Here is a 21,887-nt window from a genome sequence, read left to right on the forward strand (position 1 = left end):
ATGAGTTCCGAAGCTTTTCATCCTGAGGTGACGGTCGTCATGCCCGCCTTCAATGCGGCACGCACCATCAGACAGGCCATAGACTCAGTTCTGCAGCAGTCTCATTCGAGCCTCGAACTGCTGGTCGTGGACGACGCCTCTACGGATGAAACTGTCGCCGTCGTACAAGGCTTTTCTGATCGGCGCATCCGGTTGACCACCAATGCGGTCAACGAAGGGCCGGGACCCTGTCGTGACGCGGCGATATCGGAAGCCAGGGGGCAGTGGGTCACGATCCTTGATGCTGATGACCTCTACGCGCCGACTCGGATCGAGTCATTGCTCCGTGTAGCGCAACAGTACCCGAAAGATATTGTTATTGACAACGTCGTGGATTGCCACGACATCGACTCGGCCGTGGTGCCTTGGCGAACGGTGTGGGACCAAAGGCGGTTCACACCCAAGGCAGCTGCTGTGCGCGAAGTCGACCTTCCTCGATTCTTGCAAGAGACTCGTCTCCTCATTAAGCCGTTCGTGAGTCGAGAATTGATCGCCCGGTGTGGGGCGAAGCATGGCAGTAGTCGAAATGGAGAGGACCTCGCCTTTCTCTATCCGTTGTTCGCCGCGGGGTCTGTCATCCGCTACGTGCCAATCTCAACTTATCTTTATCGCATGACGCCTGGGTCGCTAAGCACGACCAATCCCGATCGCCATCGCATGTATCGGGAGGTGTTTGAGAACGCGCGAGCGCTCTTTGCCGCGGATCCTCGTGCACTTGCTGCCATCGATGCCCGACTAGTGCAGCTCAACCGGGTACAGACCTATCAGTTGTTCTTCAGCGCATTGCAGCAAAAGCAATGGGAACGTGCGATCGAGAGCGCCTGGTCGCACCCTTGGATCATCGGCGAGTTCTCGAAGCGCGTCATGCAGCGATTGCCGCTTCATCTACATCGACTGCTGCATGGTGGCCAAGGACGAACAATCGAATGACCGAAAAGCTTCCTTGCACGGCGACAGTCATCGCAGTTGTGGTGACCCACAATCGCCGCACGCTCTTGGAACGTTGCCTGCTTGCGCTTAGCAGCCAATCGCTACAGCCTAGCAAGATCCTAGTTGTCGACAACGCTTCAGTCGACGGCACTCAGCAGTGGCTTGAATCGTGGCTTCCAATCCACATGCCAGCCGCACGGGTCTTGCGTTCTGCACACAACGGGGGTGGGGCAGGAGGGTTCGCGCAAGGTGTTCAGTTTGCGCGTGAGAGCGGGGAGGATTGGGTATGGCTCATGGACGATGATGCGGCCCCCCATGCAAATGCGCTTGAGGAATTGATGAGATTTGCGGCTCATCCGGAGAATGTCTATGGGTCCTTGGCACTCCAGGGTGAAGACACATCCTGGATTACCACATTGTTGGGCCCACCGGTGAAGGAAGTCGTATTCGTCAGAGATGTTCCAGCAATGAGCGAGGTGCAAAGCCTTCCCTTCCTGGGCTTTCTCGTCCACAGAAAGCTGGTAGAGAAAGTTGGCGTGCCAGACGCAGGCTTCTTTATCGCCGCAGACGATGTGGAGTACTGTCTCAGGGCCCGCCGTGCGGGCGCGAAGATCTATGTGATCGGATCGAGTCGCATCGAACACCCCAAGTCCAGACCGACCCAGCACCGGCTGTTCGGACATACGCTAACTTATCTAAGCTTGCCGCCGTGGAAGCGGTACTACGACACTCGAAACAGGCTGTTGATTGCTCGCAAGTATCACGGCCATCGTCTATGGACCCAGGCTGTCCCCGGTACGCTCTTGAGGTTGGTCGTGGCGATGGCTGTGGAACCAGACAGATGGAGCCAACTGCATGCATTTTGTGCAGGCCTGCTTGACGGCCTGCGCGGCGTCAAAGGCGCGCGCCATCTCAAGTGGAGAATAGCGGTGTGAGCAGTTCGGTATTCATTGTTGGTGCAGGGTTTGCAGGCAGTGTTGTGGCGCGCGAACTCGCCGACGCCGGTTGGAATGTGCGGTTGGTGGACAAGCGCCCACACATCGGCGGCAATGCTTTCGATGAATTCGACGCGCATGGTGTCCTCGTCCATCGCTACGGGCCACACATCTTTCACACGAACAGCGTCCGCGTACTGGAGTTCCTGTCGAAGTTCACCAATTGGCGACCCTACGAGCATCGAGTCCGCGGCGTGATTGATGGACGCGCCTATCCGTTTCCCATCAATCGCGACACATTGAACGAACTGTACGGACTCGACCTGAACGAAGAAGGGGCGGCAGCGTTCTACGAAAAGGTTCGCGACCCCCGCGACCCCGTTCGCACGAGCGAGGACGTTGTACTCAACAGCGTTGGTCGAGATCTCTACGAGAAGTTCTTTCTGAACTACACCCGCAAGCAGTGGGGTCTGGAGCCATCGCAGCTTAAGGCCGGCGTAGCTGCACGAATTCCGACCCGCACGAACACAGACGATCGCTATTTCACCGACACCTTTCAGTCTATGCCGGCCGAAGGCTACACAAGGATGTTCGAGCGCATGCTCGACCACCCCAATATCAAGGTGGAACTGGGTACGGACTTTGTCGAAGTGCGTGGCAAGCCGGATCTGGGGCATGTGGTCTACACTGGTCCGATCGACGCCTACTTCGATCATTGTTTCGGCGCACTGCCCTATCGGTCGCTGCGTTTCGAGCATGAGCACCTTCCGAATGTTGCGCAGCTGCAGAGCGTGGGAACGATCAATTATCCGAACGACCACGCCTACACCCGGATCACCGAGTTCAAGCACCTAACCGGGCAGTTGCATGCGGGAACTTCCATAGTGCGCGAATACCCTCAAGCCGAAGGGGATCCGTACTATCCGATTCCTAGCGATGACAGCGAAGCGCTGTTCAAGCGCTATCAAACCCTTGCCGACGGCCAAACAGACGTGACCTTCGTCGGTCGTCTCGCCGAATACCGTTACTACAACATGGACCAGGTTGTGGCCGGGGCCTTGGCTGCCGCGCGTCGCCTGATCGACGCCAGGGCCTGAGCGTCATTGATCAAGCATGCGAATTGCCTTTCTATGCAAGCGGCGCTACATGAGCAAGGACGTGGTGGCGGACCGCTATGCGCGCCTGTACGAGATTCCGCGACAGCTCGCAATGCTTGGCCACGATGTTGTGGGCCTTTGCCTCGACTATCAGGGTGACGTGGATGGCGAATGGACGCACGACGGTGGAGCTGGCCGACTCCGCTGGCGTTCGCGTGCCCTACGGCCGTGGGTCGCCCACAAACTGGCAACCTATCCGTTCACGTTGCTTCGAGAGCTTCGGGAGTTTGCACCCGATGTGCTCATCGGCGCATCCGATATCCCGCACGTGGCGTTAGGCGCGTGGCTGGCTCAGCGCCTGCGCTGTGGCTACGTCGCCGACCTCTATGACAATTTCGAAGGCTTTGGCCAGGCCCAGATTCCGGGTTTCGTCGCTGCGTTGCGATGGGGTGTGCGCCATGCTGACCTTGTCACGACAACCAGTGAACTGCTCCGTGACCATGTGATTGCCTGCTATCCGCCGCGTGGCGCGGTATTGGCTATGCCGAGTAGCGTGGATTTCAACGTATTTCTCCCTTACGACCAGGCTGCCGCGCGCAAGGCACTCGGCCTTCCGCTCGATGCCAAACTGATCGGAACCGCCGGTGGGTTGTATCGGGAGAAGGGTGTTGAGCCGTTGTATGCGGCTTGGGGCCGCGTGCTTCATCAGCGTCGCGACGTCCACTTGGTGCTCGCAGGCCCCATCGATCCCGCTTTGCCGCCACCGGAGGGCGAGCGCGTGCACTACCTGGGGCAGCTCCCCCATGAACAGGTCGCTCAGGTCTTCAGCGCGCTCGATATCGGAGTGATCTCGGTGCTGGACACTCCGTTTGGTCGCTACTGTTTCCCGCAGAAGGCGTACGAAATGCTTGCATGCGGATTGCCTGTCGTGGCGGCGAACGTCGGTGCAACGGGGCAACTATTCTCCGCTTATCCGCAGTTGCAGTTCTCGCCTGCCGATGCGGACGGATTGGCTGCCGCAATCATGCGTCAATTGGAGGCGCCCGTTTCACTTAGCCACCTTCCAATTCGTGACTGGACAGCGCAAGTGAGCGCGCTTGCGCAGCGCCTGCCAGAACTTTCGCGCATGAGCGGCGCGACGGTCCGACCATGAAGCGTCTGACTGCGGGAAGCTCAGGGCCAACGCAGGCCTGATCGTCGATACCCACGGCGGTTATCGGGAACAAGCCGGCAACATCGTTCTGGCCAGGGTTTGAGCTTGAGGAGCGACGCCGCCGAGGCGCGTTTCAACGCCCCGGCCGCTGCGTCACTCAACCGTCGGCAACTCCCGCCAGTTCAACAGCTTCACCGCCGACGCATCCGAAAGGTTCGCCGGAATCTTTCCGATGCCACCCTGATTGTCGCCAGCAATCAGCAGCGGACGACCGTTCAGGCTGACGAAGCGCAGGTCGGTCACCGAATTCGTGAATGACTGGTACTCCGCGCCCGATGTCAAAACCGTGCGCCCGGATGTGAAGTTGATCGCGTAGACCCGGCTTTGGCCGGACGGGCTGCAGGCATCGCCGGTGGTGAGCATGCTTGAGAAGGCGAGTACCCCGTTGAAGGCGGCCGGTGGAGACGAAACGCGCCAACCGATGGTGTTGGGCCCAGACGTGTCCAGGCCCAGGTCCATGTACCAGCCGTCTGAACTGTCGCTCAGCGTTATGCCCTTGGTCAGATCGTCGATCTCGGTGAGCGTGGCTCGTGTGATGGGGCTGGTTACCGTCGAAAACGCGCCTGCCGTGCCGTCCAGGATGCCGTAGAACGATTGCTCCTGATCGACGTTGATATCAGACGGCGCGAGCAGTTTGCCCGTGCCGACCAGGATGTAGCGCTTGCGCGTGGTCGGGCTGATCTCGATCAACGGAGGGGTGGTGATGGGTTGCGCGGTCGCTACGTCGGCCCCGTCGGTCAGTTGCGCCAGCTTGATCGGTGCCGGGTACGCGCCCGTCGCCGCGGTCAGGTCGAAACGCCACACCGTACCGTTGAGGTCGCCGACGTAGATCGAATCGGCCTCGTACTTGGCAAAGTCCTGCACATAGGCCGACGCATAGGTCAGCCCGGGCGCGGATGCGCCGGTGCTCACCCTTTCAAGCAGATGTCCGTCGCGCGGATCGACGAAGTACAGGTATCCGTTGTCCGAGTTGTCGCCGTCCTTGTAGCCGGAGGTGAAGACGACGACCCAGCCGTACTTCTTCGTGCGCACGACGATCGGCGCGCCATAGCTGTAGCCGGCATCCTGGCCCTCGAACTCCCACAATACCTTGCCGGCAACGGCCGCTTCGGTGGTCATGTCGGCAGGGTCCGTCACGTCGATCGCGTAGTACTTGCGGCCACCCTTGCCCATGCCGCCGATCAGCACTGTTCTCCACTTTGCGTTGGTGCCGTCCTCTTCGGTGGTGAACGGGCCGCCGCCGGCGTAGTTCATGTCGATGTCGAACGCAACAGGGGTGGAGTCGACGAAGTAGTGGTGGACGAAGTTGGTGGGGTTGCCGAACTGCGCCAATCCGTCGACGCGCGGGGTGCCATTGGGGCCGGTAATCGCCGCGGACGGCACGTAGGCAAATTGTTCCTTGCCCGCGTCATCGCCTGTGACCGCACCATTGAAGGCGTGCACCATCCCGTCGTTTGCAGCCACGTACACCATCGTGGGACGCAACCTCTTGGCGGTCTTGAAAGCGGCGTATCCCGGGTTGAGAGAGTCACCGTATGCGGAATTGGGCGGGCCCACGGGCGTCACCTTGGCGTTGACGATATCGCCGAGCAGCGCGCCGCGCGAGCGGAACTTGGCGCCTTCATGAGAGCGGTCTCCGCGCAGGTAGGCCACATATTCATCGAGGGTGGCGTCGTTGCCGAAGTTCGGTGTCAGGTCGGTCTTCTGGCCGGTCGTCAGGCCGCCGGTCGTTGTGCGGAAGGGCACGCCTGCGGAGCCGCTCCAGGTCACCACTCGACGGTTCGTGTCCCAGCCTTCACCATCGAACTGCGCGGCCATCTTGCTGGTGGACTCCCAGGCGTTGACCGCCGAGGGCGTGCCGTCCTTCGTGAAGGTCAGCGAGCGAGCGGTTACCACGCCGCTCCAATCGCTGGAGTCGTACTGCGATGCGTACGCGACGCTGCCGGACTCCGACACCTGGGCGGTCGAGAGCGAAAAGGACGTCGTATACGCCTTGATGGCCGCGACGATCTGCTCGAACGCCTTGTTCAGACCCGCGATGAGCGTGTCGGGCCGGCCGCCCGTGAAATAGTTGTCCGGCCGCTTCTGGGAGCCGACCATATCGGTCGTGGTGTGCCACCAGCTTTCCTTGATGGTGTCGGAGGTCGTGGCATTGGAATAAGGGTCGAAGCTATCGGGCACCTTCATGCCGCCGTACTTCGCCGCCAGGTAGAACTGGTTGTTCGCCTCGAACGCCTTCTCCAGCACGTCCACCCAGTACGTCTGCACCGTCTGCTTGCCGATGGTCTGCTTGTATTTCGGGTCGTCCTCGCGTATGTCCTTGGTGTTCGCGTCGTAGGCCATCCCCGCGATGAAGGCGGAGTTGTCGCGGCCGCTGTAGCTGTTGGTGCTGCCGATGTTGCCAACGCCCTGCAACGCACCCACCTTGTTGGTGGCGGTGATGGCGTTCATGGTTTTATCCGCGGCAACCTCGGTGGGCATGGTCGGCTCGCGCGTGCGATAGGTTGTATTGCCAACGACGTTCTTGTCGACGTGGGTGTAGATGTCGCCGATGCCCAGGACAAAGTTCCGCTGGCACGAGAACTCGATGGGGTCGGCCCAGTTGGTGATCACCGGAAAGCCGTCGAGAAACTGCTTCTTCGTGGCAGCATCCACGTTGCCCAGCTTGCTCCAGGCGTCTACGTTGCCGAGATGGCGGTAGTACCGCATGACCGCGTAGTACATCTCGCTCACCGGGTCATAGTCCTTGTAGTTGCCGGGAATGAGCTGGCCGAAGTTGTTCAGGTAGTTGATGACGCCGCTGTCGGAAATGGTGACGCCGGTGGCGTCCGTGGTGGCTTTCGCGTCGCCTTTGTCAGGGTTCTGGAAGAAGGTGCCGTCAGTCGCGCTCCACTCTTTCTGGCCATTGTCGATCGAGGGCGACCCGGGCACCGGCTTGGTGGGCCCCACGAACTTCTGGTTGGCGCGCAGCACGCCGCCGTCGCGCTGGTCGCTGGAATCGTTGAGGTAGCCGAACGCGCTGAAGCGCATTCTGTCGGCGTACTTCTGGATCAGCCCTTCGGGCTTGTAGTTGTTTCCATAGCGCTTGCAGTTCGCCTCGGGCCCTCCAGCGGCCTCGCTCGGGTCGCACACGAGCACGCGCATGGTGTAGTCATTGGTCTGGTTGCCGCCACTGCTGAAGGACGTGTACGAGTCTGACGTCGGGCGCTTCCAGCTCAGTTGCATGACGGCGCCGCCGCCTTTTTCGTAGTAGTCGACCTGGATGCTGAAGGACTGGCCCTCCGTCAGGTAGATATCGTCGGTGGTGTCTTCGGCGGGGCCGTGGTCCGTCCAGTTTTCGATGACTCGCGTGCTGTCGTTGAAGTTCAGGCCGCCAGTCGTATCGACCCACAGGCGCACGCCATCATCCGAACGGGTGCGGAACCTGTAGTTTCCGGTCGTGGGCGCCTTGTACGTACCGCTCATGCGAACGGAGAAGTTGTCGTTGCCGACGCCGGCGCCGGGCGAACCACTGCCCCAGTCGTGGTAGGCGTTGTCGTCATTGACCGTCAACACCGGCGTGCCACCCGGCGTGAGGCTGTTGTAGTAGTAGGCCGTCAAGCCGCGCGATGTCACGCCCTCGGCCGCAAGCCGCATCTTGAAGCCCATGTTGCGGATCGTGATCGAAAGGCGCGTCGCGTTGAAGGGAGTTGCCCCCGGGATCGCCGCCACGGGAAGGTCCCGATCGGGGAACAGGTCCCGGTCCGGATGCCAGCCTTGCTCGAGGATGGTCTGGGTGGCGGTATCGACCACGCGGCGCCCACCGGTGAGCGCCCACCGGAACGGGTCGATCGTCGCGGTCGATGCCCAGTTCAGGAAGTTGCCGCTCCACTTGTCATCGTTGTCGCCCACACATTGGTGGTTGACTGCCTGGCCAGCCGGATAGAAATAGCTGGTGTCACCCGTATTGGTGCTGTTCGCCGTCGTATCGACGTGGTACAGGTAGCACTTGTTGGGGTCGAAGTAGCCCAGGAACTCGCTGCTGGCCGAGTAGTTGTCCGTGTGCGCGGTGCGCGAGGCGGTCGGCCATTCCACCGACAGCGCGAGCGCGAGGTTGCCGGGCACCGCGCTGGTGGAGAACACCGGCTGGTCAGCCAGTTCGACTGCCATGACGTTCGTCATGCCCGCCAGCGCGAAAGCCACCGCGGCCGTTGCGCGCGCAAGGCCGGTCCTGAAGGACGTGATCGATGTGTTCTTGTATGTCATCGGACTCGCTCTGCTCGGTTTACAGGTCGGGCTTGTTGAAGGAGGTCTGCATGAACACCTGGGTGCTGCGCGGTCCGGAGACGCGGATCGTGAGCCGGTAGACGGACGAGGTGAGTGCCGTCGGCCCCCCCTTCGGGTCGGCTGTCCCGCCGCTCGGCGCGGACATGGCCTGGACGCAGTTGGCGCTCGTGGGAGCGCCTTCCGCATTGCACATCCGATCGATCAGGTACCGGATCTTCACGTCTTCGGTTGCGCCGGTCATGTCATTGGTGATGACACCTACGTCGCCGAATTTGGTGTCCGAGCCCAGCAGCGCGCTGGGAATGCCTTGGGTGTTCGTTGCCAGTTGCACGGCGCTGTAGTTGCGCGCCTTGCTGCTGGTGAGCGTGGCACTCGCGCCCGCCATGGCGCCGGACCCCTGGAAATCCGCCAGCACGGTGGAAACGGCGAGTTCGCCCTGGTTGAGCAGGTCGCGCTTGAAGGCCAGGTTGCCGGCACTGAACAGCGCGCTGTTGGACGAGCGGATGACCGCCACGCCGCCGGCGAGCAGGATCACGAGCACGATCAGGCAGAAGATCATCACCACGCCGCGCTGGCGCGTACGGCGTGATGGTGGGGCCATGGTCTTGTTCATAGCGCGGCGGGCAGCAACTGCATGTTGTGCAGGGGGATGGTGGTGTCGATGACGCGGTAGCGAAAGTGGCGCGCGTCGTCGTTCGAGGTGTCGACCTCGCGCTGCAGCGACTTGTTGGCCGCGTCCTTGAGGTCGGTGAAATAGCGGTATGGCGCGCAGGCGGCTTCGACGGTGTCGATCTTGCCGTCGCACTTGGCAGTCACTTCGTCTCGTTCGTGCGTCGAACTCTTGAGCACCAGCGCCAGTCGGATGGCGATGATCTGGCGGATCTTGGCGGGCTTCGTCATCACGGTCGCAATGCTGAAATCCGTGTCGCCGCCTCCGCTCCCGCTCGGATCAGCCCACGAATCCAGCCTCCCGTCGCCGTTGGTGTCGAGGCCGTAGAGGGCGTGCATTTCCAGTACGCCATCGGCCAATGCCTGGGCGTTGTCGTCCACGATGCGCAGAAGGTCGTAGCCGAAAAGCGTGTCGTTGGCGCCGATGCCAAAAAGCGAGAGCTGGACGCTCGTGTTCGACGTGTTTCCCAGGGGCGATACGTAGGTGTCGGTATCGGCGGCCAGGGCTTCCAGCTTGGTGAGGCCGTCACCCTTGCTGTGGAACGTTCCGCCGAGCGTCAGTTCGCCGGGGCTGCCTACCGGATCGACAGCGGAAATCTGCTCCAGGAGGCAGTCGGATTCGCCCTCTCGGCTGACGAGCAGCAGGTCGCCAGCAGCGAAGCCGAGCGAATTCTGCAGCCGCAGAAGGCTGTTGCTCCCGGGGTCGGTAACACGACGCGGCACGCCACCACCGTTGCCGTTTCCGCGCATGACGACCAGCACGTCGGATGTGTCGTCGTCCGACATGGCCTTGCCGATCAGCACGGGCGCCACGCGCAAGTCGCTGGGATTGCCGCCGAGGAAATTGTCCTTGAACGGCACCGGCATGGCCGCCGTGCGTGGCAGGATGTCCGAGACATGAAGCTTGCAGCCGAACGCGCCGAAATTTGCGGACTGCACGAAGGCAGAGCCAGCACTGCGCAGGGCCCGGTCGAGCTGGTAGACGGCAAATGACCCGGACTGGCCCATTTCATTGAGCGAATTGGTGCTGCGGCGCTGCGTTTCGCCAACGGTGACCACGCTGGTCACCGCGATGGTCACGATCAGGCCGATGGCCACGGCCACCAGCAGTTCCACCAGCGAGAAGCCGCGCGAGCGCGAGGCGTTGGCGATGTTCTTCATGGCGAGGCGAGCGGCAGGGTGACGCGGGTGGTGTAGGTACTGGCCTGTGCGGAGGCATCGCGCGAAGGCTGGCGCCAAGTGATGGTGATGTCGGCGGCATTGGTCGTGCCATCGACTGGCTCGATCAACCCCTCGCCCCCGGGCAGGCCGCCGGTATCCACGGCGGCAAGGCGCGCTTCCCACCCGTCCTTTTCCGTCTCGCTGAGGGTGATCGACTTCTTGAGCCACATGATGCTGGCAACGTCGTTGGCGAGCAGCGCAGCGCGGTTGCGATCTTCCGCATCGACGGAGAACTGCGTGGCTCGTGCCTGCAGCCCGATCAGGCCCAGGATGCCAAGGGAGAACAGCAGGATGGCGATCAACGCCTCGATGAGCATGACGCCGGCCTGCGAGCGGCGGCCGCTTCTTGGGGGGTGGGGTGCGCGGGCCATCAGCAGCCGTCCGGGTTGGTCGATCGAGTCTTGTCGCGGTCGCAGATGCGCACTTGGCCGCCCAGGGCCACGGTCACGCGGTAGCTCCGGTCTTCACCTGTGACGGGCGTCTCGAACGCGATGTCATAGTTCTGCACCGCCGGCGTGCCGGTGGGCAATTTGCATTCCGCGCCTTCCAGGCCGGGCGCATTGTTGAGGACCATGCGGCCCATGGCGTTGAAGCAGATCGCAGCAGGCCCAGTGATCTTCACCCCCTCGGCGACGTCGTTGAGCACGCCGCCCTCGATGAACTCGGCGGCATCGCCGGCATACGCGGCGACCGCCGACAGAGACCAGTAGTTGCCATTCGCAACCGCCTTCTGGTCAGCGAAGTCGTCGGCCGTGACCTTGTCGTTCGTCAACGTGAAGACCACCTGCCGATTGCGCCGCAACGCCTCGGCCTGCGCCAGGCGCAGGCTGTTCTGGAGCGCATCGCCCGCCGTGCGCAGCTTGCTGTTTCGCACCCAGCCCGAGAACGCCGGCATCGCCAGGGCCATCAGGACGGCCAGGAGCGTCAGCGTCACCATCAGCTCGACCAAGGTGAAGCCGCCGACCCGGCGCCGCATGGGACGCGGGATGGTCAGCACGCCTGGCCCTTCTTGCTCATCCACGCCGTGGTGCACGTGTTCCAGCCGGAGCCGGTCGCGACGGCCGCCGTCGACCGGGTGCCCTTTTCGTCGATCTTGAAGGTGAAGCCGCTGGTCGATCCGCTGCCCACGGCCTGAAGAGTGAAGCTGTCCGTGTCGGGCGTGCCGTCGCAAGAAAGCTGGAACGAGCCGATCTGGCGGCTAGTGTCCGCGCCCTTGGCGCAGGGGGTTATGAAGGTCGTGCCGACGGATGCATAGGTGCGGTTGTCCTGATAGAACCGTTCCATCTCCGCCCGCATGGCGGCCAGTCCGCTCGTCGCGTCCACAACCTGACCGCGAAGGATGTAGTCGCGGTAACTCGGAATGGCAACCGCGGCCAGGATGCCGATGATTGCCACGGTGATCATGACTTCGATCAGGGTGAAACCACCGGGGCGGACGCACGGGTGTTTGGGAGGCATCTGGCGCATGGGCATGGCTTCAACTTGCTCAAAGTGATCGATCAACGATCGTTTCTGTTGTGCACAAGTGTCACGGAATGTCACCGAGAACGCTCGGCCGCTCATCGGCGGAAGTTCCCCGCTCATCGGCGCGACTTGCCGCTCCAACCGTAGAAATGAGGACTTTTGCGCACACGGCCCAGCACCGGCCTCTCGCGCATGGCCCGGCGCAGCGCCTTCGCTAGCAACCGCCGTCCGACGTCAGCCAACAATCCGCATCCACCGTACGGCCCTTGAACAGCACCGTGCCGTGCCTGCCCTCGTGGTCGATCGTGAACACGTGCCCGGCCGCGCTGGACCCTGGCCGGCCTGTGGCGACGACTAGGTAGCCGTCTTGGCTGACCCGCACGGCGCAGCGGTAGCTGAAGTTCTGGGCGTCGCGTGGAGCAAAGGCGTTCCAGCCGGCGGCGGACGGGTCGTCCGCGCAGGCGCTGCCGCCGCCGCTGCCGTAGCGCTGGTGGTCCTGGTAGAAATGTTCCATGCGCACGCGGAAGTCGGCCAGGCCGTTGAAGGCCTCCGGCAGGTACGCGCGCCGCTGGTAGTCCGAATAAGCCGGCAAGGTCACCGTGGCCAGGATGGCCATCACGGCGACAGCCATCATCGCTTCGATCAGCGAAAAGCCGGCAAAAGCGGCCATTGGGACGCTTTTTGCTCTTGCTGCTTTGCGCGTGCGAAGGTTCTGCCGGGGTTTCAAGCTGTTTCTTGCGATGTCAACGGTCGCAGATTGTCAGCGAATCGTTGCTCCGCTGGTTGCTTGTGGAACGCGCAGTTATGGCCCTTTCGTGCACGGTTGCACATCCGGGCCATCGAAGGCGGGCGGGTCGAGGTGGCCTATTCCCGATCCACGCTCCGCCACATCACCCGCGTCGGCTTGGTCGCGCTCGGGGCGGCGACGTCGTAGACCCGGGTGCCGCCGTCGGACGTGCGCACCAGGATCTTGGCGTTGCCGCTGGGCAGGCTGATCGGCTGGACCCGGCTGGCCAGCACGTTGCCGACGTAGCGGCTGACCAGGTCGCCCTGGGCGCCGCCGGTGCTGTAGTCGAGGAAGTACAGGTTCGAGCTGCCGCCCGGCGCGCACGGGTCGCTGGACGGCGTGATGGTGGTGAACGACAGCACGCCCGCGAACAGCACCGGGTTGGTGGTGGACCGTTCGCCGCTGGGCGAGGGCGCCAGGTCGAGCACCCAGCCGCGTTTGACGGCCAGGTTCACCGGGTTGCTGCTGAGGTTGATCTCGCCGTTGGGCGATGGCGTGGCGCTTTGCGCCACCAGCTGGCTGCGCAGCGGCGCGATGGTGGGCGTGGCCAGCCGGTCGTCGACTAGGCCGTAGAAGGACTGGCGCTGCGTCGCCTGGGCGTTCTCGGAGGGGCTGCCGGGGATGTCGCTGGCGCCGAGGTAGCGGCCGGTGCCGACGTAGACCATGCGCTTTTCGCTCACCACGCCCAGTTCGGGCGCCTCGGTCACAGGCTGCGGGTTGCCCTGCGCATCCACCAGCGTGGCCAGCAGGGCCACCGACCAGTCGGCGCTGGTGTCGCCCGACAGGTCGAAGCGCCACACATTGCCCAGCAGGTCGCCGCCATAGACGAAGTCGGCCGTGTCGTCCGTGCCCGGGTTGGCCAGGAAGGCGCTGATGCGCGCCAGGCCGCTGGGGGTGGCCGCGCTGCCGGCGCCGGTGCGCAGGGTGCGGATCAGCTGGCCGGTCGCGGTGTCGATGACGAACAGCCGGCCGACGCCGTCGCCGCCGGTCGCGCTGCCGTTGTCGTAGCCCGAGGTCACCAGCGTCACCCAGCCGGCCGCCCGGGTCTTCACCGTCAGCGGCGAGCCGTAGCTGTAGCCGACGCTCGCGCGCGTGGCGCTGTCGGTGGCGGCGTTCGGAAATTCCCACATCAGCTTGGCGGCCACGTCGGTGTCGGCGCCGGCCAGCGGGTCGGTCACGTTCAGGGCGTAGTAGCCGCGCCCGCCCTTGCCCAGCCCGCCCACCAGCACGGTGGCCCAGTCGGGGGCAGGCGGCACCGGCTGCCGGGTGGCAGTGTTCGACAGGTCCACGTCGGTGGCGGTGGGTGTGGCGTCCACGTAATAGCGGTGGTGGAACAGCGCCTGCTGCGTCAGGCCGACCAGGGCGCTGGTGCCGGCTGCCGTGGCGGACAGCGGCGCGTCGATCAACGCGCCGGGAACGTAGGCCCACAATTCCTCGCCGCTGGCGGCGTCGAAGGCGTGCAGCATGCCGTCGTTGGCGCCCTGGTAGACCACCGGCCTGCGGCTGGCTGCGCCGGACTTGTAGTCCGGATACCCGGCGTCGGTGTATGCGGCGCGTGGTGCCGACACGTACACCGCCTCGGCGTTGACCACGTCGCCCAACACGTGCGCGCGGGTGCGGTAGGGCTGCAGCGGGTTGGTGCCGTCGCCTTCGCCGCTGCGGTCGCCGCGCAGGTAGGCGATCACCGCCGCATGGTCGGCCGGGCCCGGCGGGCTGACCGGCGAGTCGAACCGGCTGGCCAGGCTGGCGAGCGCGTCCGCGGTGAAGGGCACGCCCTGGCTGCCGTCGGAGGTCGCGATGCGGCGGGTGGCGAACGGTTTGGCGTCCAGCCTTGCCTGTGCCGACCAGGTTGCCGTGGCACCCAGCGCGCCGGTCTGCAGGTCGATCGGGTAGGCCTGCAGATCGCCGTACCAGCCGCCCGAGTTGAAGCTGGAGGTAAAGGCCAGGTTGTCGCCGGCTTGCACGTTGGGGTTGCTCACCGCCACCGCGGTGGACGAGCCGGTGCGGTTGACGATGTCGTTCAGGATCGCGCTGAGCGAGCTGCGCAGCCGCGCCGGGTCGGAAGAATTGAAGTACTGCCCGTGGCCGTTGAGCGCCGCGTGCCACAGGTCGTCGATGGCCGTGGCCGTGCCGCCGTGCGGCGCCGGCCAGCCCGCGCCGCCGCTGGGCGGGGCGCTCAGGGTGCCGGTGGCGCCCAGGCCGATGGTGTAGGTCACCATGTGCTGCCAGGTGGCGGGGTCGGACGGATTGGGCTGCACCGTGCCGCCCGAGTTGCCGGCCAGGTCGCTGATCCAGTAGTGCATGGCCACGTCGGCCAGCGAGTTGGAGCTGCCGTTGCCGTCCTGGAAAGGCGCCGGGAAAGGCTCGCCGGGCACCAGCGGCGTGCCCGATACCGGGTCGTTGCGCACGACACCGGTGGCCGGGTCGTTGTAGACGTTGGCGGGCAGGGCGGGGACGGTACTGTCGGCATTGCCCACCGACACGTCGGACGACGTCCAGTAGCCGTCGGTCGACAAGATGGCGTAGTTGGGCGTGCATGCCAGCGGCACGGTGTCGGTGCGCGTGCCGCCGCGCGCGCCTTCCATTCGTCCGCTCTGGAAATAGCGCCCGGCGCGGTCCAGCGCTTCCACCAGCGGGGTGCCGCCGGTCGGGTCGATGGCGTAGAGCTGGTTGTACCAGCGCGACTTCTGCGCACTGTCGAAATCGCCCAGCGCCACGAAGTTGCTGGCGCGGGTGTTCTTGCCGCCGCGGTCGTCGTTGATGGTGGTGAAGCCCACGCGCGACTTGTCGTCCAGCGCCGAGAAGGCCAGCCCGAGCGTGGTCTTGGCGGTCAGGATGCGGGTGCGGTAGTAGCTGAACCAGTTGGCGAAGTTCTGGATTTCCTGCGCGTAGGTGCAGGCGCCCGGGTCGCAGTCGCTGCGTGTGGCGGCTTTCGGGTAGGTCGGCGTCTGCGGCAGGATCTCCACCCGGTCGTAATTGCCGTCGTTGTCCTGCCCGCTGCTGCCGTCCTCGGTGCCGCTGCCTTTCCACACGTAGTAGAAGGCGTAGCGCGCATACGCGGTGGTCGACGAGAACGACGAATCGACGGCGCAGCTGCCGTTGGCGGTAAGGCGCCCGGCGTCGTAGCGCGGCAGGCCGGGCGGGGTGGTGTCGCTCCAGCAGGCCTGCGTCAGGTCGAACCGGTCGCCGCCGAGGTAGGGGTCGACCGGCGCGTCGTGCGGGTCGCTGGCGCTGCCCGGCCGCGTGAAGCCCTCGGCGGTCGCGTCATACGTGGCGGGCGGCAGGTAGGTGACGGCCGGGTCGTAGTAGAGCCGGTTGTAGCTGGGCGAGTAGTAGGCCCGCATGTCCTTCTGGCCGCTGGTGCTCCAGCCGCGGGCGGTGTATTCGGCGTCGGTGTCGGTGCCGGTGATGGAGCCCCAGCCCATGCTGCCGGAGTTGTCCAGGATGAACAGCACATTGGGCTTGACGCCGGTCTGCACCGACAGCGGCACGTCGGCCAGGTCGGTGGCCGCAGCGCGGGCCGCCGGCGCGGCCCCGGCCAGCGCGACGGCTACGGCCAGCAGCCACGGCGGCGGCGCCGCGCGCCGGGCGCGCGCCTTGTCGGGGGTGGGCATGGCCATGGCGCCGCTCCTAGCCGAAGGGCAGTTCCACCACGGTCTGCACCATGCTGGTCGTGTTGCGCGGGCCTTGCACCCGCACCGTCACGCGGTAGTGCACGGTCGGCCGAGAAGGCGAGGCCGGCGTCAGCCCGCCGAAGACATGCGTGGTCTGCGCATGGCTGCCGCGGTCGTTGCCCGTGGCGCCGGCAGTCGAGAAAGGCTGCCCGGCCACGCACTTGACCGCCAGCACCGACACCGGGTCCGAGATCACCGGCTCGTCGGTGCACAGCCGGTCGATCACGTACTGCACCCGGTAGCTGGCATCGTCGCTGCACGACACCTGCTGCTGGCCGCCGGAAGGCGCCCAGCAGGGCACGTTGCGCCAGTCGATGGTGCTGGGCACGCCCCAGGCGTCCACCGTCTGCATGAACCGGAAGTACTTGTTCGGCACGTCCACGTTGGCTGCGGCCAGCGCGGGCAGTTCGTCGAAGGCCCGCTCGGCCCCGGTGTCGGCGGCGCCCGTGGCCGCCTGCTTGAAGGCCAGGTTGCCGGCGATCACGCCGGCCGTGTCCGAGGTGCGCAGCAGCGCCATCGCCGCCAGCGAAAGAATCAGCAGCGCGATCAGCGCCACATACACGACGAAGCCGCCCTGCGCGCCCGCGGGGCGTGCCGACGTCGGGGGCGTGCATCGCTTCATGCCAGGTTCGCCCACAACACGTTGCGCAGCGGCACCACCGTCTCGAAGCTGCGGTAGCGGTAGCAGCGCCAGTCCGGATCGTTGCTCAGGTCGATCGCCGGGCCGTCGGGCCAGCTCACCGGCGCGACGCTGGTCACCGCGCACTGTCCGGTGGCCGCGTCGGGCCGCTCCTTGATGGCGCTGCGGATCACCACCGCAAGGCGGATCGCCTTCACCCGGCGCAGGTCGACCAGGCTCGGCGTTGCCCAGTTGCCCGCAGGGCCGAGCGTGGCACTGACCCACTGGTTGACGATCTGGCTGCCCGCATCGCTGATGCCGTACTGCGCCTTCAGCGCCACCACGTTGTTGGCCACCTGCACCTGCGTGCCGCTGCTGAAGTCGTCGCGCGCCATCAGGTTGCCGTTGTCCACGGAGTAGGTGCGCAGCACCAGGGCGCCGACGTCGTGGATGCGTGGGTTGGCGTCGAATGTCGACGGCCAGGCCAGCTCGCCCATGGCCTCGTCCGGCGGGTTGTAGTTGGCCAGGCCGGCACTGGCCGCCACCGGGTCGTGCGACAGGATGACCGTGTCGGGGCTCAGGGGGCTGGGTGCGCTGGCGGTGATGCGCACCAGGGCGCAATCGTTCTTGTCGTCGGTCAGCCAGACGAACCCGCCGACCGTCGACAGCGCCACCTTGCTTGCCGGCTGCAGCCGGGCCGCGGTGCCGTTGGGCACGGCGGTCACGTTCTGCAGCAGCCCGTCGGCCACGCTGGCGCGCACCGAGCTGCCCCACATCATGGTGATGCGGTCCGACGCGCCGGGCGCGCTGCCGCCGTCGACGATGCGCACTGGCGCCGCACCGGGAAAGTCGGGCACCGGCCCGCGCGTGCTGCCGTCGTCGCGGTAGGTGAAGTAGCGCGCGCAGACCATGGTGTCGGCGGTCGGCAGGCCCCAGCCGGCGGCGCGCAGGTCGTGCGCGACGATGGCCAGGCTGAACATGCCGTTCTGCTGGGCGTCGGAGCCGGCCGACGTGCTGCGCCGCAGGCCCTCGTTGCCGGCCAGCACCTGGTAGATCACCAGCGACACCACCAGCCCCACCAGCAGGCCCACCATCAGCTCCACCAGGCTCAGGCCGCGCGGTCGCGGGGTGGGTGGATGGATGCGGCGGCGCGGCATGCCTAGCCCCGGATCTGCGTGGTGAGGGTGAAGTTGTGCGGCGACTCGTCCTGCGGCGCCTGCCAGCACAGCGTCAGCGTCACCGTGTTGTCGGCGCTGACCAGCACCTTCTGCTGCAGTCCCGCCGCGCCGGGCAGTGCGCCCGGGTTGTCCAGGTCGGTGATTCCTTCAAGCCATTCGGCAATCGCCGGGTTGCCGCTCTGGTTGCCGCCGGCCGGGCAGGTCTGCGTCACGCCGGCATTGAGCGCGTAGGTGGGCACGTTGAAGCGGTCGGCCCACATGCGCCCCACCAGCTGGTCGGCGAACAGGCTTGCCTTGGCTCGGTAGTCGGCGTCGCGCACCGCGCGGATGGCGGTGGCCTGCAGCCCGACGATGCCCAGGATGGCGAACGAGAAGATGGCGATCGCCACCAGCGCCTCGATCAGCATGATGCCGCGTTGCCGCGCAGGGGCCGGGTGCGGTCTCATGCGCACCCCTGCGGGTTGTCGGCCATCGTCAATGCCGGGTCGCACAGGCGCACGTCGCCGCCCGGCCCGAGCAGGATGCGCAAGGGCCTGGAGCCGCTCGGCCCGATGACGTCGATCTGCCGCGCCGTGGTCGCCAGGCTCAGGCGGCCGACCGAGGTGTACGCGATGGTGGCCGGCAGCCCGGCGCCGGCGGCGGCCGGCTCGGCGGACGGAGCGTCGGATACGCCCGCGCGGGCGATCGAGCGGGTCGAGTCGTCGCGCCGCACCTGCAGCACCTGGTCGGGCACCGTCGGTTCGTCCGGCGTGGCGGCCAGCAGCGTCCAGTCGGTGCCGCCCGCCACCGGCTCGCCGCGCAGCATGTTCTCGAGCTTGAGCGCCACCGTCACGTTGCGCCGGATCGCCTCGGCCCGCGCCAGCTGCAGGCCGCTCATCAGCGATTCGGCCGACGCGCGGATCTGCCCGTTCTGAATGAAGCCGGAAAAGCTCGGGTAGGCCACCACCGCCAGGATGCTGAGCACGATCACCGTGACCATCAGCTCCACCAGCGTGAAGCCCCGCACCGCGGCGCGGTCGCCGCCGGCGGGTGCGTGCCGGCTCAGGGCCGGCGCAACACCCAGAGACCGTCCACCGTCCCGAAGTTCCAGGCGCAGCCGCTGCAGCTGCTGCTGCGCTGGTTGACCTGGTTGATGCTGTACGAAAGGCCGCTGACCGTGCCGCCCGCGCCGGTGGCCGTGGCGGTATATGCCTGGCCCGCGTTCGAGGTCGTGCAGCTGTAGTCGAAGTATTCGCCCTGCGGCACCGCCACCCCGCACTCGCTGCCCTCCGCATAGCTGCGATGGTCCTGGTAGTACTGCTCCATCGTGGCGCGGTAGGCCATCAGCTGCGAGGGCGCCTCCTGCACATGGCTGCGGCGGATGTAGTCGGTGTAGCTCGGGTAGGCGACCGACGCCAGAATGGCGACGATCGCAATGGTGATCAGCACCTCGATCAGCGTGAAGCCGCGCGCGGCCCGGCGGCGTTGCGCGCCCGCGCGACTCACCGCCCATCGCTTCATCTTCGTGCATCCCTGATCGATGCCCGGAGCAGGCATCCTTGATCCAATAAAGATCATCAGAGTGTCACCATCGAAGATCTCGAAAGCCGCCGTCCGGCTCGCCTCGGCGGCCGTCCATCGGGGCACTCGGGACGGTGTTGTAAGTAACTTTTGCGTGCAGTATCCGGATGCTCAATCGGCAACAAAACTGCCGGATTTGCCACCATGTTTTTCAAGCAGGCGCACGCCGGTGATGGTCATGCCGCGGTCGACCGCCTTGCACATGTCGTAGACGGTCAGCAGGGCGACCTGCACCGCGCACAGCGCCTCCATTTCCACGCCGGTGGGCCCGACGGTCTCGACCGTGGCGATGCAAAGCACTTGCGGCGGCTGCCCGGAATCGGGATCCGCCGGCTGGGTGGCGAACTCGACCGCCACGCGCGTGAGGGCCAGCGGGTGGCACAGCGGCACCAGTTCGCCGGTGCGCTTGGCCGCCTGGATGCCGGCGATGCGTGCCACGCCGAGCACGTCGCCCTTCTTGGCGCTGCCCGATTCGACCAGCGTCAGCGTGGCCGCCTGCATTTCTATGCGTCCGGTGGCGATGGCCACGCGGTGGGTGGAAGGTTTGTCGGCGACGTCGACCATGTGGGCCTGGCCGCGTGCATCAAAATGGGTGAGGGAACTCATGGGAAAGCCTGGACACGAAAGTCCATCATACGGGCACCCACAGTGTCCCTTGCCTGCCTCGGCCATCATCCGATCCATGCCACTGCATCTGCTTCCAATCCGGCTTGCCCTGCGCCGCGCGCTCGTCGCCCTGCTCGTGCTGGCACAGCTGCTGATGTCGCCGCTTGCGCACGCCCAGTTCGGCGGAGGCGACGAAATGACCGCCGCGGCCGAGCGCCAGCTCGGCGACAGCATCGCGCGCGAGCTGTACCGCGACAACTCCTACATCGACGATCCGGTCCTGCAGGAATACGTGGACGTCATCTGGCAACGCCTGCTGGACGCGGCGCGCAAGCGCGGCGAGCTCACGCCGGAGCTGGACGAGCGCTTTGCCTGGCAGATCGCACTGATGCGCGACCGCGAAATCAACGCCTTTGCGCTGCCCGGCGGCTACATGGGCATCAACCTCGGCCTGATCGGCGTGGTCGGCAGCCGCGACGAGCTGGCCACCGTGATGGGCCACGAGCTGTCGCACATCACCCAGCGCCACATCTCGCGCATGCTGGCGCGGCAATCGCGCCAGGCGCCGCTCATGCTCGCGGCGATGATTCTCGGCGCGATCGCCGCGGCCAAGAGCAACAGCGGCGACGCCGGGCAGGCCGTCATCGCCGGCACGCAGGCCTTCGCCATGAACTCCCAGCTGAGCTTCTCGCGCGACATGGAGCGCGAGGCCGACCGCGTCGGCTTCGGCGTCATGACGCAGGCCGGCTACGCCCCGCAGGGCGCCGCGTCGATGTTCGAGAAGCTGCAGTACGCCTCGCGCCTGAGCGACAACGGCTCCTATCCCTACCTGCGCAGCCACCCGCTGACCTCGGAGCGGATCGCCGACATGCAGACGCGCTTCCAGCTCTCGCATGGCCAGCTGGCCCCGCCGCCGCTGGTGATGGACCACGCGATGATCTCCGCCCGCGCACGCGTGCTGGCGCGCGCGGGTGTCGACCAGCTTCGCCTGTGGATCGACGGCGTGGGCAGTGGCGAATTCACGCGCGCCGCGCCGGCCGAGCAGGCCGGCATGCTGTACGCGGCCGCGCTGTCCGAGACGCAATTGCGCGACTTCGGGCAGGCACGGGCGCTGGCGGCGCGGCTCGTGACGCTGACCAGCGCCGACGCGTCGGCGGCCCGCCTGGCGCGGCTGCTGTCGGCCGAGATCGAGCTGGCCGCCGGCGCCCCCATGCGCGCCCAGCCCTTCGTCGACCCGGCTGCCAAGGGCCGGCCGGAGTTGTTCCTGCGGGCGCAGATCGCCACCTCGCTGCGCCAGAGCACGCAGCAGTCGCTGCCGGTGACGCAGGCGCTGCGCGACTGGGTGGCCACGCATCCGCGCGACGCCGGCGCGTGGCGCATGCTGGGCAGTGTCTATGGCGCCGGCAACGACACGCTGCGCGCCATCCGCGCCGAGGCCGAGGCGTTTGCCGCCGTGTATGACTACCCGGCCGCGCGCGACCGCTTCAAGGCCGCGCAGGACCTGATGCGCCAGCAGCCGGGGAATGTCGATTACTACGAAGGCTCGATCATCGATTCGCGCGCGCGCGAGATCGAGGCCCTGTGGCGCCAGCAGGCCCGCGACGATCGCGAGCAGCAGCGTTGAGGCGT

19 protein-coding genes are annotated in these 21,887 nt (G+C 65.8%); 5 read left to right on the plus strand and 14 right to left on the minus strand.

Going from position 1 to position 21,887, the window contains the following annotated elements:
- From VES41_RS05970 to VES41_RS05985, 4 genes are read left to right on the plus strand one after another with little or no spacing between them, the layout of a single operon-like run.
- Positions 1–969, plus strand: coding sequence for a glycosyltransferase family 2 protein (locus tag VES41_RS05970; RefSeq protein WP_324814228.1), 969 nt, complete (start codon positions 1–3; stop codon positions 967–969).
- Entirely contained in the window at positions 966–1,904 is a 939-nt protein-coding gene (locus tag VES41_RS05975; RefSeq protein ID WP_324814231.1) for a glycosyltransferase, read from the plus strand. The genes VES41_RS05970 and VES41_RS05975 overlap by 4 nt, the downstream gene beginning before the upstream one ends.
- The gene (gene glf, locus VES41_RS05980) at positions 1,901–3,001 is read left to right on the plus strand and encodes a UDP-galactopyranose mutase (protein ID WP_324814234.1); all 1,101 of its coding nucleotides are present in this window, start codon (positions 1,901–1,903) and stop codon (positions 2,999–3,001) included. The genes VES41_RS05975 and glf overlap by 4 nt, the downstream gene beginning before the upstream one ends.
- Before the next feature lie 49 nt (positions 3,002–3,050).
- Positions 3,051–4,154, plus strand: coding sequence for a glycosyltransferase family 4 protein (locus VES41_RS05985; protein ID WP_324814236.1), 1,104 nt, complete (start codon positions 3,051–3,053; stop codon positions 4,152–4,154).
- A 153-nt stretch (positions 4,155–4,307) separates the two neighbouring features.
- On the opposite strand, the gene VES41_RS05990 is transcribed toward VES41_RS05985, so the two are convergent.
- The 14 genes from VES41_RS05990 to moaC all read right to left on the minus strand — a co-directional run bounded on the left by VES41_RS05990 (position 4,308) and on the right by moaC (position 20,258).
- Positions 4,308–8,459: a PilC/PilY family type IV pilus protein gene (locus VES41_RS05990; protein WP_324814239.1), complete on the minus strand. Its 4,152-nt coding sequence runs from the start codon at positions 8,457–8,459 to the stop codon at positions 4,308–4,310.
- A 19-nt stretch (positions 8,460–8,478) separates the two neighbouring features.
- Positions 8,479–9,081 carry a hypothetical protein gene (locus tag VES41_RS05995; RefSeq protein WP_324814241.1) on the minus strand — a complete coding sequence of 201 codons (603 nt, stop codon included), beginning with the start codon at positions 9,079–9,081 and terminating at the stop codon, positions 8,479–8,481.
- A gap of 8 nt (positions 9,082–9,089) precedes the next feature.
- On the minus strand, positions 9,090–10,310 hold the full coding sequence (locus VES41_RS06000; protein WP_324814244.1) for a PilW family protein: 1,221 nt from the start codon (positions 10,308–10,310) through the stop codon (positions 9,090–9,092).
- On the minus strand, positions 10,307–10,687 hold the full coding sequence (locus tag VES41_RS06005; RefSeq protein WP_324814246.1) for a fimbrial assembly protein: 381 nt from the start codon (positions 10,685–10,687) through the stop codon (positions 10,307–10,309). Before VES41_RS06005 ends, VES41_RS06000 begins: the two co-directional genes overlap by 4 nt.
- A gap of 53 nt (positions 10,688–10,740) precedes the next feature.
- Positions 10,741–11,367 carry a pilus assembly FimT family protein gene (locus VES41_RS06010; protein ID WP_324814249.1) on the minus strand — a complete coding sequence of 209 codons (627 nt, stop codon included), beginning with the start codon at positions 11,365–11,367 and terminating at the stop codon, positions 10,741–10,743.
- Positions 11,361–11,954 (minus strand): type IV pilin protein, encoded by a 594-nt coding sequence (locus VES41_RS06015; RefSeq protein WP_324814251.1) that lies wholly within the window; start codon positions 11,952–11,954, stop codon positions 11,361–11,363. Before VES41_RS06015 ends, VES41_RS06010 begins: the two co-directional genes overlap by 7 nt.
- Positions 11,955–12,048: 94 nt before the next feature.
- Entirely contained in the window at positions 12,049–12,504 is a 456-nt protein-coding gene (locus VES41_RS06020) for a type IV pilin protein (RefSeq protein ID WP_324814254.1), read from the minus strand.
- Between the two features lie 194 nt (positions 12,505–12,698).
- Positions 12,699–16,241: a pilus assembly protein gene (locus VES41_RS06025; RefSeq protein WP_324814256.1), complete on the minus strand. Its 3,543-nt coding sequence runs from the start codon at positions 16,239–16,241 to the stop codon at positions 12,699–12,701.
- A 10-nt stretch (positions 16,242–16,251) separates the two neighbouring features.
- Positions 16,252–16,917 (minus strand): hypothetical protein, encoded by a 666-nt coding sequence (locus VES41_RS06030; protein WP_324814259.1) that lies wholly within the window; start codon positions 16,915–16,917, stop codon positions 16,252–16,254.
- Entirely contained in the window at positions 16,914–18,071 is a 1,158-nt protein-coding gene (locus VES41_RS06035) for a PilW family protein (RefSeq protein ID WP_324814261.1), read from the minus strand. The genes VES41_RS06030 and VES41_RS06035 overlap by 4 nt, the downstream gene beginning before the upstream one ends.
- A 2-nt stretch (positions 18,072–18,073) precedes the next feature.
- Positions 18,074–18,538 (minus strand): hypothetical protein, encoded by a 465-nt coding sequence (locus VES41_RS06040; protein ID WP_324814263.1) that lies wholly within the window; start codon positions 18,536–18,538, stop codon positions 18,074–18,076.
- Positions 18,535–19,098: a GspH/FimT family pseudopilin gene (locus VES41_RS06045; protein WP_324814267.1), complete on the minus strand. Its 564-nt coding sequence runs from the start codon at positions 19,096–19,098 to the stop codon at positions 18,535–18,537. Before VES41_RS06045 ends, VES41_RS06040 begins: the two co-directional genes overlap by 4 nt.
- A gap of 35 nt (positions 19,099–19,133) precedes the next feature.
- A complete protein-coding gene (locus tag VES41_RS06050; protein ID WP_324814268.1) occupies positions 19,134–19,592 on the minus strand; it encodes a type IV pilin protein in 459 nt (152 codons plus the stop codon).
- A gap of 171 nt (positions 19,593–19,763) precedes the next feature.
- A complete protein-coding gene (moaC, locus tag VES41_RS06055; RefSeq protein WP_324814270.1) occupies positions 19,764–20,258 on the minus strand; it encodes a cyclic pyranopterin monophosphate synthase MoaC in 495 nt (164 codons plus the stop codon).
- 76 nt (positions 20,259–20,334) lie between these two features.
- Here moaC and VES41_RS06060 point away from each other — a divergent pair, with 76 nt between their 5' ends.
- Positions 20,335–21,882, plus strand: coding sequence for a M48 family metalloprotease (locus VES41_RS06060; protein ID WP_324814272.1), 1,548 nt, complete (start codon positions 20,335–20,337; stop codon positions 21,880–21,882).
- Positions 21,883–21,887 lie beyond the last annotated feature (5 nt).

The sequence above is a fragment of the Variovorax sp. genome, from assembly GCF_035634955.1.
Lineage (GTDB): Bacteria > Pseudomonadota > Gammaproteobacteria > Burkholderiales > Burkholderiaceae_C > Variovorax.

Coding starts and splice junctions, on each gene's coding strand:
- VES41_RS05970 (WP_324814228.1), top strand. CDS start 1: ATGAGTTCCGAAGCTTTTCATCCTGAGGTGACGGTCGTCATGCCCGCC.
- VES41_RS05975 (WP_324814231.1), top strand. CDS start 966: ATGACCGAAAAGCTTCCTTGCACGGCGACAGTCATCGCAGTTGTGGTG.
- VES41_RS05985 (WP_324814236.1), top strand. CDS start 3,051: ATGAGCAAGGACGTGGTGGCGGACCGCTATGCGCGCCTGTACGAGATT.
- VES41_RS05990 (WP_324814239.1), bottom strand. CDS start 8,459: ATGACATACAAGAACACATCGATCACGTCCTTCAGGACCGGCCTTGCG.
- VES41_RS05995 (WP_324814241.1), bottom strand. CDS start 9,081: ATGGCCCCACCATCACGCCGTACGCGCCAGCGCGGCGTGGTGATGATC.
- VES41_RS06000 (WP_324814244.1), bottom strand. CDS start 10,310: ATGAAGAACATCGCCAACGCCTCGCGCTCGCGCGGCTTCTCGCTGGTG.
- VES41_RS06005 (WP_324814246.1), bottom strand. CDS start 10,687: ATGCTCATCGAGGCGTTGATCGCCATCCTGCTGTTCTCCCTTGGCATC.
- VES41_RS06015 (WP_324814251.1), bottom strand. CDS start 11,954: ATGAGCGGGGAACTTCCGCCGATGAGCGGCCGAGCGTTCTCGGTGACA.
- VES41_RS06020 (WP_324814254.1), bottom strand. CDS start 12,504: ATGGCCGCTTTTGCCGGCTTTTCGCTGATCGAAGCGATGATGGCTGTC.
- VES41_RS06025 (WP_324814256.1), bottom strand. CDS start 16,241: ATGGCCATGCCCACCCCCGACAAGGCGCGCGCCCGGCGCGCGGCGCCG.
- VES41_RS06030 (WP_324814259.1), bottom strand. CDS start 16,917: ATGAAGCGATGCACGCCCCCGACGTCGGCACGCCCCGCGGGCGCGCAG.
- VES41_RS06035 (WP_324814261.1), bottom strand. CDS start 18,071: ATGCCGCGCCGCCGCATCCATCCACCCACCCCGCGACCGCGCGGCCTG.
- VES41_RS06040 (WP_324814263.1), bottom strand. CDS start 18,538: ATGAGACCGCACCCGGCCCCTGCGCGGCAACGCGGCATCATGCTGATC.
- VES41_RS06050 (WP_324814268.1), bottom strand. CDS start 19,592: ATGAAGCGATGGGCGGTGAGTCGCGCGGGCGCGCAACGCCGCCGGGCC.
- moaC (WP_324814270.1), bottom strand. CDS start 20,258: ATGAGTTCCCTCACCCATTTTGATGCACGCGGCCAGGCCCACATGGTC.
- VES41_RS06060 (WP_324814272.1), top strand. CDS start 20,335: ATGCCACTGCATCTGCTTCCAATCCGGCTTGCCCTGCGCCGCGCGCTC.